Here is a 14,399-nt window from a genome sequence, read left to right as displayed (position 1 = left end):
GCGAGCGCACCTGCCGATCAGGGCTCGCTGAATGTGATGAACAGCGCCGACGACCACACCTTGGCGTCGTTGCGCTGGCGGCCGCGCAGGTAGATCGGCCGCCAGCCGAAGGGCCCGTTCAGCGGCTCCACGCTGAACGGGCCGCTCAGCTCGCTGGGCAGGGGCGCCCGGGTCAGCCGCTCGAGGGCCAGGAACAGCTCGGTGCCGCCCAGCTCCAGCCGCAGTTCGCCGCCAGCGGCGATCAGCTCCGCCCCGCTCACCTCCCAGCGGAACTCCGGCGCGTGCACGAAGGGCCGGCGCGCGGCGCCGCCCAGCTTCTGAAAGCTGTCGATCGTGCCCTCGATCTGCAGGCGGGCCTGGGCCAGCTGGTCCAGATTGAGTTCCACGCCGTCGGCATCGCCGTAGGTCTCGCTGCGGAAGCCGATGGCCGTGGGCCCCTCGCGCCAGCAGGCCTCTTCGGGGTGCTCGAAGCCCTGGCCCTTGAAGCCCAGGACCGTGCTTCCGAGCACCGTGATGCGCCCGCGCCAGGCGGCCCAGCGGTAGCGGTCGCGGATGCGGGCACCGCCCCAGCGCAGCCGCACCAGGTCATCGGCGAAGCCCAGCTCGGCGTGCAGGTTGCGCCGCGCGATCGGGCCCGTGTGGTCGTAGACCACCAGCTCCTCCCAGCCGCCGCCATCATCGGGATCATCGCCGAGCAACTGGTAGTCGATGTGGGCGGTACCGCTGTGCTCGAAGGCATCACCCTGGAGATGCTCGCCGCAGCGCACCAGCAGCGCCGTGCGCTCACCGGTGGTGGCCCAGGTGTGGCGGGCCCGCAGCGCAGCCCCGATGCTGCGGCGTTCGAGGCGATCCGCGATCACGCCGGTGAGCCCGCCGCGCACCCCGAACACATCCACCCCCGGGGCACCGCCGCCGGGTCGCCCGCGGTGCTCGTCGCCGCTGCCGCTCACCCCCAGCCGGTAGCCTCGGCCGATGACATCGGCATAGAGCCAGTCGAACTGCCCCCAGGCGGAGACGATCTCCACCAGGCGCTCCAACTCCGGGTGGTGCCAGTCGGGGATGTAGCGCCGCCCGCCCACATGGGGGATCAGCAGGTGCTCCTCGGGGGCGTGGCCGTAGGCATCCCACAGCTGCTCCACCGGCCAGCGGCCCAGCTCCACCGCGTGGCCGGCCATGTCCTCGCTCCACTGCAGGGTGCGGTTGTGCTCGCCGCGGGCGTTGTAGGGGAAGTCCGGCGGGTCGTCGCCGAGGAACAGCACGTTGTGGTCGCCGCCGGCGGTGGAGCTGCCGCACCACTCCTGCACCGGAATCACCACGAAGTGGCCCGGCTGGTGGTAGGCATTCACCGCCTCCAGGCCGGCGGCCCAGTTGGCGTCGCTGATCTGGAAGTCGTTGGCGGTGTAGCCGAGCACGTCGATGCCGGCTACATCGCGGGCGTAGGCGGCGTTACTGGCGGGGCTGTTGGTGCCCACGGTGTCGTGGGCGTGGACATGCAGGTCGGCGTAGAAGCTGCGGGGCGCGGGCAGCTCGGCTGCCACCGCGAGCAGGGCGGTGGCTGTGAAAGCGTTCGCCAGGCCGGCTGTTGCGGGGGCATGGGGCTCCTCTGAACGACCTGGGAGGCTGGCCCGCAGTCGGTAGTGGCCCTCGCTCAGGTTCAGTCCCTCCAGCCCCACCGTGGCCCAGCCGCCGGCCGGCAGCTCCAGCCGCCGGTGGCTGATGGGTGGACCCACCGTTCCCCCCCGCTCCTCCAGGATCTCCACCGTCACGGGCGCCGGGCGGCCGTCCCGCGGGCCGCCGTCCCAGGGGTTGCCCTGGCTGGCCAGGTCCCGGCAGATGTTGCCCCAGCGGTCCTCCAGCGCCAGCCGGAACTGGGTCGGCTCCTCGGGCCGGCAGAAGCGGGGGCCCCGCAGCCGCAGCGCCGTTGGCGGGCCCGCCACGATGTCCAGGCTCACGTCGCCGGGTACGGCCACGAATCGGGAGGTACCGAGCGGATCCACGTAGGCGCGGAAGCGGAAGCCGTCCTCCGCGAAGGTCTGTACCCGCGTGCCGGGCCCACCGCCGCGGCGGTCCCCCAGGCGGATCAGCACGTGGTCGCCGGCATTGAGGTAGCCGTCGATCAGATCGATGATCACGGCCTTCTGGAACGGCCGCTCATGGCCCTTCTGGTCGAAGCGCACCGCCAGCGCCTGCACCGTGGCCGGCGACTGGCCAGGCAGCAGCGGGCCGCTCTGGACCTCTGCGCTCACGTAGTTCGCCCCGGCGGGGTCGTGGGTCTGGAACAGGGCCCAGTCGGAGTAGAAGCGGAAGGTGAGCTTCAGCCAGGCGCCATCGGCGATGCCGGATCCGCCCACCGTGTAGTCGAGCAGCAGCTCCTGCCAGCTGCCCGCTTCAAGCTGGCGGGTGTCGCAGCGGAGCCGTCCGGCGAAGGGCAGGGAGCGGATCCGCTCGTAGTGGCCCAAGGGGGCCTGGTGTGGTCCGAGGCGCTCGCGCAGCCGCCGCGCCTCCTCTGCCACCGACTCCACCACAGGCTCCGGCTGCCAGGGGCTCTCGGGCATGCGGCGGGCGGCGCTGGGGGCCTCAGTCTGACCCGGGATTCCTCCGGCGCTGCATCTGGGCCATCCTGTGGGGGCGATTCCTCGCCGCCGCCCCGCGCCCCCCGCTGATGGCCCGCACCCCCAGCCGCTTCGCCATACACATCTTCCTCGCTGGAGGCCATCACCAGGTGGTGCACTTCGCCACCCTGGACGCCTTCCAGCAGTGGTACGGCGGGGTGCTCAACGCTGGCCCCGCAGACACCTTCGTGAACGTGCCGATAACCGAACTCCAGGGGGAATACCTGGTGATCCGCCCCAGCCGCGTGGTGGGCATCCGCGTGGAGCCCCAGTACGGGGCGCTGGAGGATTGAGCGCCCTGAGATGGTGCGGCGCCCCATGGCGTCGTACTGAAACGAGGTGGCCTGATGGGCCCGTCCCCCAGGAGTTGGCGTGAACAGGCTGGAGTTGCTCTGGGGCGAAGCCTTCTTCGCCGGGTCCCTGGCCCAGTTGGTGGCACGGCTCACCGGCCTGCCGGCGGTGGTGCTTCTGCTCGGCGTGGGCCTGCTGATCGGCCGTGCCGGACTGAATCTGGTGCAGCCCGAAGCCTTGGGCCATGGCCTGGAGCCCCTGGTGGGACTGCTGGTGAGCCTGGTGCTGTTCGATGGCGGCCTCAACCTGCGCCTGGCCGGTCGCGACCTGCAGCGCACGGTGGTGCAGGTGGTGCTGGTGCGGGCGGTGTTCGGCCTGCTTGGTGCCGCTGTTCTGGCCCACCTGCTGGCCGGCCTCGACTGGCCCCTGGCCTGGCTGTTTTCCGCCGTGGCCCTGGCCACCGGCCCCACGGTGGTGACGCCGATGGTGCAGCAGATGCGCCTGATCCCGGTGCTGGGGCAGATCCTGGAGGCCGAGGGGCTGATCCTGGAGCCGGTGGGGGCCGTGCTGGCCCTGCTGCTCCTGCAGCTGATCCTGGGCGACCTGGCGGGCTTGAGTTCTGTGCCTTCTCTGCTGATGCTGCGGCTTGGGGGCGGGGCCGCGATCGGTGCGGCGGGCGGCTGGCTGCTCTCGGAGCTGCTGCGGCGGTTGCAGGCGCTGCAGGCCGATACAGGAGCCCCCGTGCGGATCAGTGAGGACACCCTCCCACTGCAGCTCAGCCTCGGGGCCCTGTTCCTACTGGTGAGCGGCAGTGAGGGGCTGCTGCCCGGTGCCGGCCTGCCCGCCGCCGTGGCGGCCGGGGTGGTGGTGGGCCTGCGCCTCGACAAGGAGGCCACCCAGCTCGATGAGCTGATCCGCCAGCTGGCCCAGCTGGCGATCACGGTGCTGTTCCCGCTGCTGGCGGCCGACCTCTCCTGGGCCGAACTCAGCCCGCTGGGGCTCGGGGGTGTGGCCTGTGTGCTGGTGCTGATGCTCTACCGCTGGCTGGTGATCCAGCTGGGGGCCATCGGCCTGCCGGGCCTGGGCTGGCGCGAGAAGCTGATTCTCAGCTGGATCGCGCCGCGGGGCATCGTGAGCGCCGCCGTGGCCAGCCTGTTCGCGCTGCAGCTGGAGGCGGCCGGGGTGCCAGGCGCCTCAGCCCTCAAGGGTCTGGTGTTCCTGATGATCCTGCTCACCGTAGGGCTGCAGGGCTTCAGCGCTCCGGCCCTGGCGCGGCGGCTGGGGCTGGTGGAGGTTTGATCACCCTGTCGGGCTTCGCCTCAGAGGCTCCGCTGGATCCGGGCAGCGGCCTCGCCGCTGGGTTGCAGCAGCAGCCAGGTGCTGAGCAGGTCCGGGCCCTGCAGGCTGCCGAGCAGGGCGGCCCGCAGGCTCTTCATCAGCACGCCCTTCTTCACGCCGGCGGCTGACACGGCATCCCCCAGCAGCGCCTGGGCCTGTTCGCTGCTCAGGGCGCCCTCAGGCAGGCGCTCCAGCAGGGCCTGCAGGGCGGGCCGGGCACCATCGCTCGCCAGTTGCTTCACGGCCGCTTCGCTGAGCTCCGGCCGCTCGAAGAACGGCCTGGCCTGCTCCACCCCATCGGCGAGCAGCACCAGCGAGGGGCCGAGCAGCGCAGCGAGCTGCTCCTGCCAGGCGGGATCGGCTGCGCTGCCGGCTGCGGCGTCTGCTGAGGGATCCGCCGGCAGCCAGCCTTCGGCCCGCCAGAGGGGCACCAGCGCCTCCCGGTGCGCGGCTGGGCTGCGCCCGTGGAGCACCTGGCTATTGAGCCAGTTGAGCTTGTCCCAGTCGAAGCGGGCGCCGGCCCGGTTCACCCGCTCGAAATCAAACGCGGCGGCCGCCTCTGCCAGGGTGAAACGCTCGCCCATGCCTTCCGGCGGCGACCAGCCCAGCAGGGTCATGTAGTTGGCCAGGGCCTCGGCCGTGTAGCCCATCCGCTGGAAATCACTCACTGAAGTCACGCCATCGCGCTTGGAGAGCTTCTTGCCCTCCTGGTTGAGGATCAGCGGGGTGTGGGCGAACACCGGCGCGGTGGCCCCCAGGGCCCCATAGAGCAGCAGTTGCTTGGCGGTGTTGGCGATGTGGTCTTCGCCGCGGATCACATGGCTGATGGCCATGGCGGCGTCGTCAACCACCACCACCAGGTTGTAGAGGGGATCGCCGATCTGATCGGCCGGGGCCCGGCGGGCGATCACCATGTCGCCGCCCAGATCGCTGCCCGCCCAGCGCATCTCGCCGCGCACCAGGTCGGTCCAGGTGATCTCCGCGTCGTCGTCGATGCGGAAGCGCACCGTGGCTTCGCGGCCTTCGGCGATGTAGGCCTGCTCCTGCTCGGGGCTGAGGTCGCGGTGGCGGTTGTCGTAGCGGGGCGCGCGATTCTCGGCTGCCTGACGCTCGCGCATCTCGGTGAGTTCGGCCTCGTTGGCGTAGCAGCGGTAGGCGCGGCCCGAATCGAGCAGCTGCTGGATGGCGGCGCGATGGGCCTCGATCCGCTCGCTCTGGATCACAGGCTCGCCGTCCCAGTGCAGCCCAAGCCATGCCAGGCCTTCCAGGATGTTGGCAGTGTATTCGGGCTTGCTGCGCGTCCTGTCGGTGTCCTCGATGCGCAAGAGGAACTGGCCGCCGTGGCGATGGGCGAACAGCCAGTTGAACACCGCGGTGCGAGCGGTGCCGATATGGAGGGTGCCGGTGGGGCTGGGGGCGAGACGAACGCGTACCGCCGAACCAGTTGCTACCACCTGGCTACTCCTTGATGGAATGAGAGCGGGACTGACGGGGCTCGAACCCGCAACTTCCGCCGTGACAGGGCGGTGCTCTAACCGATTGAACTACAGTCCCATAGTGCTCTGAGAGCACTCCCAGACTGGCTTTTGGGCCGTGTCTGCGTCGCGTCGGCGACTCCAGAAGTATCCGTTGTCGTGGGGCCCTTCGTCAACACGCCTGGCCGCTGACCGGGGCAGGACCACCATCGGACACTGGTCCGACAAGGCCAGGACGCTGGCACTGACCGCTCGCCAGCCGCTGACGGCTGATCAGCTCAGGCACCTCTTGTCCGGCTTTCCGCCCCTCCATGGAGACTGCCCCGCCCCGAACCCAAAACACAGGGCCATGAAAAAGCCCGCACGGAGGCGGGCATGGAGCGAAATTCCTGTGCGGAATCGTTGGGATGGATCGGGACGGAGGCCTTAAACGCATAGCGGTTGGGCCCATACCCGACACCCCCTCGGCAGGGGGTGCCCGGAGGCCATCAGGGACGGAAGCCGGCTGGCTCGATCAGGCGCACCTGGTTGCCGCGGGCAGTGAATTCACGGCCCTGGTCGCTCTGGACCACCACGCGACCGCCGGATTTCACGCGGATCACCCGGGCACGAACCCAGCCCAAAGCGGCGGATTCGAGAACCTTGACCACATCACCGGGCTGTAGATCCAACTCCATGTCCGGAACCGAGAGACTGCAGTGGAGAGACATCAACGCGCCGTGGAGGACTTGAACCCCCGACATCAGGTTTTGGAGACCTGCGTTCTACCAACTGAACTAACGGCGCAGGGCGATGTCTCCCCGTCGATGCAAGGGTTTGCATCGGCTGGCCGGATCGAAATCCGGCCAGGTTTGAGGAAGGAAACCCTGGGTTGAACCAGGAACCGGCCTCAGCGATCGAAGCGCTGCTTGACGCGGGTGGCTTTGCCCACTCGGTCGCGCAGGTAGAAGAGCTTCGCTCGGCGCACTTTACCGCGCCGCTCGACCTTCACGGAAGCCACCTGGGGGCTATGCAGCAGGAACACCCTCTCCACGCCGATCCCCTGGAAGATGCGGCGCACGGTGATGGTCTCATTGAGACCGCCGTGGCGCTTGGCGATCACCACACCCTCGTAGGGCTGGATGCGCTCCTTGTTGCCCTCGCTGATCCGCACGCCCACCTTCACGGTGTCGCCCACGTAGATCTCGGGCAGATCGCTCTTGAGCTGCTCGGCCTCGAAGGCACGCAGCAGGTCGTGGGCGCTCAGCTTGCCCGTGGTGGCTTTGGTGGCGGGGATGGCCGTCGCCGTGGCGCTGGTGGCTTCGCTAGCTGGGGCTTCGCTGGTGGTGGCTTCGGCAGCCGTGTCCTTGATGTCGTCAGTCATGTCCTTCGAGTCAGCTGCCAATCCGGCTGGAAAAAGCGCCCGGCCAAACAGCGAGTGTACCGGCTCGGGGTTCAGCCTCCGGGCTCCCCGGCCGGCCGCCCAGGCCGCCGCTGCCACTTCTGCAGCAGCAGCAGGCTGCCGCTGGCCAGCATCCACAGCAGTCCAAGGCCGTTGAGCAGCACGTAGATGGGCTCGGCGGCGCGGCCCAGCCACTCGCCCTCGTGCACCACCATCAGCCAATGCACCTGGTCGCGGCCGAGGCCGCCCCAGTCCTTGAGCAGCCGGTAGGCCATGCCGCTCAGCACCGTGATCAGCAGCGGCGCCAGCACCAGGGGGGCGATGGCCCCGTGGACGCGGCGCGCCTGGGCGAAGAACTGGGGTGAAGGCGCCATGGCGGCGGTGTTCAGATGAGTGGCTGGGCCAGAGGTGATCGGGGAACCGTCAGCTCCCGGGCCGAAGTTCTAACTTGAAGTCCGGTCCTGGACTGACCCGATGAACCTCTTTGCCGATCTGCTGGCTAGCTCCACCCGGGCGGCGGGGGCCGGTACCAGTGCCGGCAAGGGGATCGCGGCCCCGGTGGCGACGGCAGTGGCCACCGGTCCCCGCATTCAGAAGAGCCGCCGCGGCGTGGAGATCAAGAGCGCCCGCGAGATCGAGACCATGCGCCAGGCCAGCCGCATCGTGGCCACGGTGCTGCGCGAGATCCTGGAGATCGCAGCCCCCGGCATGACCACCGGCGACCTGGATCGCCACGCGGAGAAGCGCATTCGCGAGATGGGCGCCGTACCCAGCTTCAAGGGCTACCACGGCTTCCCCGCCAGCATCTGCGCCTCGATCAACAACGAGGTGGTGCACGGCATCCCCAGCAGCAAGCGGGTGATCAAAGCGGGCGATCTGGTCAAGATCGACACCGGCGCCTACTTCGACGGCTACCACGGCGACAGCTGCGTGAGCCTCTGCGTCGGCGAGGGCGCCACGGAGGAGGCCCAGCGCCTCACCCGCGTGGCCCAGGAGTCGCTGATGAAGGGCCTGGCCCAGATCAAGGCCGGCAACACCCTGCTTGACATCGCCGGCGCCGTGCAGGACCACGTCGAGGCCCACGGCTACGCAGTGGTGGAGGACTACACGGGCCACGGCGTGGGCCGGAACCTGCACGAGGAGCCCTCGGTGTTCAACTACCGCACCCGCGACCTGCCCAACATGAAGCTGCGGGCCGGCATGACCCTGGCGGTGGAGCCGATCCTCAACGCCGGCAGCAAGGCCTGCCGCACCCTCAAGGACCGCTGGACTGTGGTGACCGTGGATGGCAGCCTCTCGGCCCAGTGGGAGCACACCATCGCCGTGACCAGCGACGGCTGCGAGATCCTCACCGACCGGGAGTTCTGATCAGCCCGGGTCAGGCGACGGCCGCGTCAGCAGCCGGAAGTAGAGCCAGCGGCCCAGGGTCGTGACCGGCATCAGCAGGTAGGTGAGCGGGTTGGGGGTCACGATCACCAGCCCCAGGTTCCAGCCCACCTGGCGCACAATCTCCCGAGCGACGAAGTCGGCCCCCATCACGCCGATCGGGTTGAGGGGGGAGCGGAACGGCCCCAGCACCAGGCGCCGGATCCGCAGCTCCGGGCCGGCCAGATCCAGGGCCCGCAGGCTCGTGAGTTGGCCCAGCAGCCGCTTGCTGAGCTCGTAGAGGGGGCTCAGGGCTGGTTGGATCTCCGCCTCCGAGGTGTTGACCCACACCTCCCGGGGTCGGTCGCTGGCCCGGGCCGGCTTCAGCTCGGCATACAGCTCCAGCAGGCGCCAGCTGCTCAGGGCGTTGACTTCCAGCGAGAGCCCGGTGGCCTCGGCGCTGCGGGCGCTGTGCACATTCACGCCATGGTTGAGCACCAGCACGTCCACATCGGCCAGCACACCCGCCAGCTCCTCCTCCGCCCCGCAGCGCCAGCTCACCAGCTCCAGCGGGATCGGCGCCCCTGCCTCATCGCGCTCCACCAGGGGATCGCTGGTGCCGGCTGCGGCGCTGGTGAGGGCCAGAATCCGGGCCCCCTCGCGGTGCAGGACCCGGATCAGGGCACGGCCGAGGCTGCCGTTGGCGCCGGTGATGGCGATGCGGCGCCCCTGCCAGGGACCGGTCGGCGAACCTGGATGCGGGGCCACGGATCTACTGCGGGGGTGGTCTTGTGGCCAGCATGCGCCATCCTTGGGGCATGCGTGCTGGGGTGGATGGCAGCGGGCCTGGGGGAACATCTCGGCGAGCAACTGGGGCAGGCCCAGACCCTGAGCCAGGATCTGGGCAGCGCGGCGGCCCTGGTGGCCCTGTACGCCCCCTACTGCGACGGCGTGAACAGGGCGGCGCGGCTGGAGCAGGCCCTGCAGCTGATGGCCCGCGGCCGGACCAGCGGCCACCGGGCCCTGCGACCCGGCGGCGGCCATGACTTTGAGTTCAGCTGGTCGGCGGCGGGCTCTCCCCAGGAGCTCAGCAGCTGCATCCTGCGATTCCCGGCCCTGCCCGAGGTGAGCTACACCTTCAGCCTGCCCACCTACCTGCTGGTGCTCTGGCTGATGGATCTGCTGGAGGCCCAGCAGGGTTCCAGCACCCCGGCGGACCTGCCCGAGAGCTTCTGGCGCTGGCTGCTGGTGGGCGCCTTGCCGCCTGCGGCGGCCACCTAGATTCCCCCGACCCGCACCTACGGCATGGGCCAGGCCAGCCCCTCCGCTCCCGGCGCCGCCCTTCTGGTGGGCTCCTGCGAGCCCTTCAGCGGCAAGTCGGCCCTGGTGCTGGGCCTGGCCCGGCAACTGCTGCAGCGGGGTATCTCCGTGCGCTTCGGCAAGCCCCTGGCCACCAGCCTCGATGCCACCACGCCCGCTGACGCTCTCAATGCCGCCGGGTCGGTCACGCCTGGCTCTGAGCTGATCGACGACGACGTGCGCTTCGTCGGCCAGATCCTGGGCCTCGCGGACGACCAGCTGCTGCCCTCCGCCCACCTGCTGGAGCCCGCCGCCGCCCAGGCCCGGCTGCTGGCCGGCGATCTTGACGCCGGAGCTGGCTTCGAGGCCTTCCGGGCCCGCCTGGCTGCTGCCGGCGAAGGCCTCACTCTGCTGGAGGCCGCCGGCAGCCTCAGCGAGGGCCTGCTCTACGGCCTCAGCCTGCCCCAGCTGGCCAGTTCCCTGCAGGCGCCCGTGGTGCTGGTCCACCCCTGGAGCGACGCCGGCAGCGCCGATGCCCTGCTGCAGGCCCATGGCCTGCTGGGGAGCCAGCTGGCCGGCGTGGTGCTCAATGCCGTGACCCCCGATGCGGTGCCCCAGCTGCGCGCTGAGGTGGTGCCGGCCCTGGAGCGGCTCGGCATCCCGGTGCTGGGGGTGATGCCCCGGAGCCCGCTGCTGCGCAGCGTGACCGTGGAGGAGCTGGCCCGCCGCCTCGATGCCCGCGTGCTCTGCTGCCGCGAGCGGCTCGACCTGCTGGTGGAGACCCTCTCGATCGGCGCCATGAACGTGAACTCCGCCATGGAGTTCTTCCGCCGCCGCCGCAACATGGCCGTGGTGACCGGAGCCGATCGCACCGACATCCAGCTGGCGGCCCTGGAGGCTTCCACCCAGTGCCTGATTCTCACCGGCGCCGGCGAACCCCTGCCCCAGCTGATCTCCCGGGCGGAGGAGCTGGAGGTGCCGCTGCTCAAGGTGGAGCACGACACCCTCACCACCGTGGAGGTGATCGAGCGCACCTTCGGCCACGTGCGGCTGCACGAATCGGTGAAGGCCAGCTACGCCTTCCGCCTGGTGGAGGAGTACTGCGATTTCGAGCGCCTCTACCGCCAGCTGCGCCTGCCGGTGGCGGCCTGAACCACTCGCCCGATCAATGGTGCCAGAAGGGGCCTGAGCGTCGGATTCCCTTGCGGCACTGCTAGTTTCGAGCCAACGGCTATGGGCGTGCAGTGACCCGGTCCCTCGATCTACCGGCACTGGACCGGATTGACACCCTGGCCCAGGAGCTGGCCATGCTCCAGGACCGCAGCAAGCGGCGCATCGCCATCCTCGGCAGCCGCCACGTGCCGGTGGTGTCGGTGCATCTGGTGGAACTGGTGGCCCGCTCCCTGGCCCAGGAGGGCCACAACCTGATCACCTCCGGCGCCCAGGGGGTCAACTCCGCCGTGATCCGCAGCGTGCTGGAGGTGGAGCCCTCGCGGCTCACGGTGTTGCTGCCCCAGAGCCTGGACCGCCAGCCGCGCGAATCCCGCGACCAGCTGGAGCAGGTGCTGCACCTGGTGGAGAAGCCCGAGCACGACGAGCTGCCGCTGCCGATGGCCAGCAGCCTCTGCAACCAGGAGATCATCAGCCGCTGCGACCAGCTGATCTGCTACGCCTTCCACGACAGCGAGACCCTGCTGGCCAGCTGCCGTAGCGCCGAGGACATGGGCAAGGTGGTGAGCCTGATGTTCTTCGACTGAGGGGGCGCCGCGGCCCCGGCGGCTCAGGGCATCACCTGCAAGCGGGTGCCCTCCCGCCCCATCACCGTGACCCGGGTGCCGGGGGCCAGGGCGCTGGAGGGTCCCAGGTTCTCGGCGGCCCAGCTCTGCCCCTGCCAGCGCACCCGCCCCAGGCTGCCGTCCTGGCCGGGCGCCCCATCGGCGCCGCCGAAGCCCTCGATCACCTCCGCCAGGTCCGCCTGGCTGCTCTGCAGCGGCCGGGTCGGCCGCTGGCGCCGCGACCAGCGCCAGAGCACCAGATTGCCGGCCGCGGTGAGGCCCACGAACAGGATCCACTGCAGGCCCGGCGCCAGGGCCAGTCCCGCCAGGCTGGCCAGCACCAGGGCGGCCACGCTGGCCATCAGGAAGCCGCCGAAGCCCGGCACCGCCAGTTCCACCAGCAGCAACACGCCCGCGAGGGCCAGCCAGATCAGGGATGCCATGGCCTGATTCTGGGGCGGCCCAGCGCCGGTGGTAGCGCCAGGAGCCCCTTCCTAGCCTGGGCACCTGTTCGTTCCGCTCCGCCGGATCCCCTGCGATGGAAACCCTCTTTTCCCTGCCGGCCCTGGTGCTGCTGGCCTTTCTCGGCCTGGGCAGCGTCAAGGTCACCAGCGGTGGCCGGTCGGTTCTGGTGGAGCGGCTCGGCAAGTTCGACCGGGAGCTGAAGCCGGGGCTGTCCTTCGTGCTGCCGGTGGTGGAGAAGGTGGTGAGCAAGGAGTCGCTTAAGGAGCGGGTGCTGGACATCCCGCCCCAGCAGTGCATCACCCGCGACAACGTGTCGATCGAGGTGGATGCGGTGGTGTACTGGCAGTTGCTCGACCACGCGCGGGCCTACTACGCCCTCGACAACCTGCAGGCGGCGATGGTGAACCTGGTGCTCACCCAGATCCGCGCCGAGATGGGCAAGCTCGACCTGGACCAGACCTTCACCACCCGCAGCGAGGTGAACGAGGTGCTGCTCAAGGAGCTGGACCAGGCCACCGACCCCTGGGGCGTGAAGGTGACCCGCGTTGAGATGCGCGACATCGTGCCCTCCCAGGGGGTGCAGCAGGCGATGGAGCAGCAGATGACGGCCGAGCGCGAGAAGCGGGCGGCGATCCTGCGCTCCGAGGGGGAGCGCGACTCCCAGGTGAACGCGGCCCGGGGCCGGGCCGAATCGCTGCTGCTGGATGCGGAGGCCAAGGCCAAGCAGCAGTCGCTGATGGCCCGGGCCCGGGCCGAGGCGGCGGCCGAGCTGGCCAAGGTGATCGAGGCCCATCCGGCGGGAGCTGAGAGCCTGCGGCTGCTGCTCGCCAAGGACTGGATGGCCATGGGCGAGGAGCTGGCCAAGGCCCCCGGCGGCAGCGTGCTGCTGGTGGATCCCCAGAGCCCCGCCTCCCTGCTTACGGCCCTGCGCAACCTGCAGGACAAGGGCTGAAGCCCCACACCAGGGCGATCAGCCCGAGCGCTCAGCCAGCGGCCAGCACTCCCTTGAGCCCCTCCAGGTAGAGGAGGCCGCTGCAGGCCAGACCCGTGGCCCAGCACAGGGCCCGCAGTGGTGGCACGTTGGCCACGTAGGCCGGGATGTAGATCAGGCGCAGCAGGGGGTGCAGCCAGGCCGCGGCGATCGCCACCGGCGAATCAACGCCGGCCACGAGGCAGAGCAGCGCCGCCGGGGCGTGCAGGGTGAAGGCCTCGAAGCTGTTCTGGTGCGCCCAGCTGGCCCTTTTGCCCCAGTCCGGCAGCCGCTCGAACATGGCCCGGGGCGCCGCCAGATCGGTCACCTGAAAATTGGCCTGGGAGCGGGCGGCACCGAGGGGAACCACGCTGGCGATCACCGTGGCGCTGGCCAGCAGCAGCGACCAGGCATACGGCGCCCCAGTGGCGCTCACCAGCTGGGGTGGCAGGGCCAGGGCGAGGACAGACAGGGCGGAGGAGCCGCTCAGGGAAAGCATGGGCATCGGGGCCAGGCCGGCCAGGGGAGCTAGGCCTTGGAACATCCCTTTTCTAGGCTGCGGGGGAGCTGCCCCCTGTCCCGCCCCCCATGGCCGATTCCTACTCCTTTGACGTCGTTTCGGATTTCGACCGCCAGGAGCTCGTGAACGCGGTGGACCAGGTGCGTCGCGACGTGGCCACCCGCTACGACCTCAAGGACTCCAAGACCGAGATCGCCCTGGAGGAGACCAGCCTCACCATCAACACCGCCAGCGACCTGACCCTGCAGGCGGTGGAGGACGTGCTGCGCCAGAAGGCCACCAAGCGCAACCTGTCGCTCAAGATCTTCGACTTCCAGACCCCCGAGCCCGTGGGTGGCAACCGGCTGCAGCAGGTGGTGAAGCTGCGCAAGGGCCTGAGCAAGGAGCTCGCCAAGGAGCTCAGCAAGACCGTGCGCGACAACCTCAAGAAAGTGACCGTGGCCATCCAGGGCGAGAGCCTGCGCGTGACCGGTAAGAACAAGGATGACCTGCAGCAGGCCATCCAGCTGCTCAAGGCCCAGGACGTGGAGGTGCCGCTGCAGTTTGAAAACTATCGGTAGGGATAGCGTTCTCCGCGACGACTTCTGTACCTCCACCGGAGTGTTGATGCAGGGGGACTGGTTCTTGATGCGCCACGTCCCCCTTGATCTGTGCCAAAAGGTGGGGGAGCAGCAATGGTTAAGACAGGAGTAGTTGAACCTACGGAAATTGCAGGCATAGGCCGCGGCCTCTGAGCGGTTGGAAGCGGCCCTGGCCAGTGCAAGGGCCTGTGAGTCCAGGTGTACAGAACGACGCACAGCACTGGGGTGTTCACGCCCTCCCTCGATATGGCCCGATGGAGATCGGGTAGGGCCGAGTTAACGCTAGTAAGGCGAAGACCGCCGTCATTATCGGCGAAGTTTTGGTCA

At 69.7% G+C, this 14,399-nt stretch carries 16 protein-coding genes and 2 tRNA genes; 8 read left to right on the top strand and 10 right to left on the bottom strand.

Features of this window, described 5'->3' with window-relative positions:
• Positions 1-17: 17 nt before the first annotated feature.
• Positions 18-2,555: a CehA/McbA family metallohydrolase domain-containing protein gene (locus CJZ98_RS02075; protein ID WP_198537422.1), complete on the bottom strand. Its 2,538-nt coding sequence runs from the start codon at positions 2,553-2,555 to the stop codon at positions 18-20.
• Between the two features lie 107 nt (positions 2,556-2,662).
• Between CJZ98_RS02075 and CJZ98_RS02070 the strand changes: the two genes are divergently transcribed.
• Both CJZ98_RS02070 and CJZ98_RS02065 read left to right on the top strand, forming a co-directional pair.
• Positions 2,663-2,905 (top strand): hypothetical protein, encoded by a 243-nt coding sequence (locus tag CJZ98_RS02070; RefSeq protein ID WP_094587845.1) that lies wholly within the window; start codon positions 2,663-2,665, stop codon positions 2,903-2,905.
• A 79-nt stretch (positions 2,906-2,984) separates the two neighbouring features.
• Complete coding sequence (locus tag CJZ98_RS02065) at positions 2,985-4,202, top strand: cation:proton antiporter domain-containing protein (protein ID WP_094587844.1); 1,218 nt, start codon at positions 2,985-2,987, stop codon at positions 4,200-4,202.
• A gap of 20 nt (positions 4,203-4,222) precedes the next feature.
• Here the strand turns inward: CJZ98_RS02065 and gltX are convergent, their stop codons facing one another.
• The 6 genes from gltX to CJZ98_RS02035 all read right to left on the bottom strand — a co-directional run bounded on the left by gltX (position 4,223) and on the right by CJZ98_RS02035 (position 7,471).
• On the bottom strand, positions 4,223-5,695 hold the full coding sequence (gene gltX / locus CJZ98_RS02060; protein ID WP_094587843.1) for a glutamate--tRNA ligase: 1,473 nt from the start codon (positions 5,693-5,695) through the stop codon (positions 4,223-4,225).
• Between the two features lie 26 nt (positions 5,696-5,721).
• Positions 5,722-5,795, bottom strand: a tRNA-Asp gene (locus CJZ98_RS02055).
• Between the two features lie 409 nt (positions 5,796-6,204).
• Entirely contained in the window at positions 6,205-6,393 is a 189-nt protein-coding gene (locus CJZ98_RS02050) for an SH3 domain-containing protein (RefSeq protein WP_006043540.1), read from the bottom strand.
• 36 nt (positions 6,394-6,429) lie between these two features.
• A tRNA-Trp gene (locus CJZ98_RS02045) sits at positions 6,430-6,502 on the bottom strand.
• Positions 6,503-6,605: 103 nt separating this feature from the next.
• On the bottom strand, positions 6,606-7,079 hold the full coding sequence (gene rplS / locus CJZ98_RS02040) for a 50S ribosomal protein L19 (protein WP_094587842.1): 474 nt from the start codon (positions 7,077-7,079) through the stop codon (positions 6,606-6,608).
• A gap of 71 nt (positions 7,080-7,150) precedes the next feature.
• The gene (locus CJZ98_RS02035) at positions 7,151-7,471 is read right to left on the bottom strand and encodes a peptidase (protein WP_094587841.1); all 321 of its coding nucleotides are present in this window, start codon (positions 7,469-7,471) and stop codon (positions 7,151-7,153) included.
• Positions 7,472-7,571: 100 nt separating this feature from the next.
• Here CJZ98_RS02035 and map point away from each other — a divergent pair, with 100 nt between their 5' ends.
• Positions 7,572-8,465, top strand: coding sequence for a type I methionyl aminopeptidase (map, locus tag CJZ98_RS02030; protein ID WP_094587840.1), 894 nt, complete (start codon positions 7,572-7,574; stop codon positions 8,463-8,465).
• Here map and CJZ98_RS02025 read toward each other — a convergent pair whose 3' ends face one another.
• Positions 8,466-9,230, bottom strand: a complete 765-nt coding sequence (locus CJZ98_RS02025) for an NAD-dependent epimerase/dehydratase family protein (protein WP_232756112.1) — start codon at positions 9,228-9,230, stop codon at positions 8,466-8,468.
• Between the two features lie 66 nt (positions 9,231-9,296).
• Here CJZ98_RS02025 and ebsA point away from each other — a divergent pair, with 66 nt between their 5' ends.
• From ebsA to CJZ98_RS02010, 3 genes are all read left to right on the top strand, one after another.
• Positions 9,297-9,743 (top strand): type IV pilus biogenesis protein EbsA, encoded by a 447-nt coding sequence (gene ebsA / locus CJZ98_RS02020; RefSeq protein ID WP_094587839.1) that lies wholly within the window; start codon positions 9,297-9,299, stop codon positions 9,741-9,743.
• A gap of 24 nt (positions 9,744-9,767) precedes the next feature.
• Positions 9,768-10,913 (top strand): phosphotransacetylase family protein, encoded by a 1,146-nt coding sequence (locus CJZ98_RS02015; RefSeq protein WP_094587838.1) that lies wholly within the window; start codon positions 9,768-9,770, stop codon positions 10,911-10,913.
• 92 nt (positions 10,914-11,005) lie between these two features.
• On the top strand, positions 11,006-11,518 hold the full coding sequence (locus CJZ98_RS02010; protein ID WP_094587837.1) for an LOG family protein: 513 nt from the start codon (positions 11,006-11,008) through the stop codon (positions 11,516-11,518).
• A gap of 23 nt (positions 11,519-11,541) precedes the next feature.
• Here the strand turns inward: CJZ98_RS02010 and CJZ98_RS02005 are convergent, their stop codons facing one another.
• Complete coding sequence (locus CJZ98_RS02005; RefSeq protein ID WP_094587836.1) at positions 11,542-11,979, bottom strand: NfeD family protein; 438 nt, start codon at positions 11,977-11,979, stop codon at positions 11,542-11,544.
• Between the two features lie 95 nt (positions 11,980-12,074).
• Here CJZ98_RS02005 and CJZ98_RS02000 point away from each other — a divergent pair, with 95 nt between their 5' ends.
• Positions 12,075-12,953: an SPFH domain-containing protein gene (locus CJZ98_RS02000; RefSeq protein WP_094587835.1), complete on the top strand. Its 879-nt coding sequence runs from the start codon at positions 12,075-12,077 to the stop codon at positions 12,951-12,953.
• A 31-nt stretch (positions 12,954-12,984) separates the two neighbouring features.
• Here the strand turns inward: CJZ98_RS02000 and CJZ98_RS01995 are convergent, their stop codons facing one another.
• Entirely contained in the window at positions 12,985-13,470 is a 486-nt protein-coding gene (locus CJZ98_RS01995) for an MAPEG family protein (RefSeq protein WP_094587916.1), read from the bottom strand.
• A gap of 89 nt (positions 13,471-13,559) precedes the next feature.
• On the opposite strand from CJZ98_RS01995, the gene CJZ98_RS01990 reads away from it, so the two are divergent.
• A complete protein-coding gene (locus tag CJZ98_RS01990) occupies positions 13,560-14,051 on the top strand; it encodes a YajQ family cyclic di-GMP-binding protein (RefSeq protein WP_094587834.1) in 492 nt (163 codons plus the stop codon).
• The last annotated feature ends 348 nt before the right edge of the window (positions 14,052-14,399 follow it).

The sequence above is a fragment of the Vulcanococcus limneticus LL genome (genome assembly GCF_002252705.1).
GTDB classification, from domain to species: domain Bacteria; phylum Cyanobacteriota; class Cyanobacteriia; order PCC-6307; family Cyanobiaceae; genus Vulcanococcus; species Vulcanococcus limneticus.
This window is presented reverse-complemented; position numbering and strand designations above follow the sequence as displayed.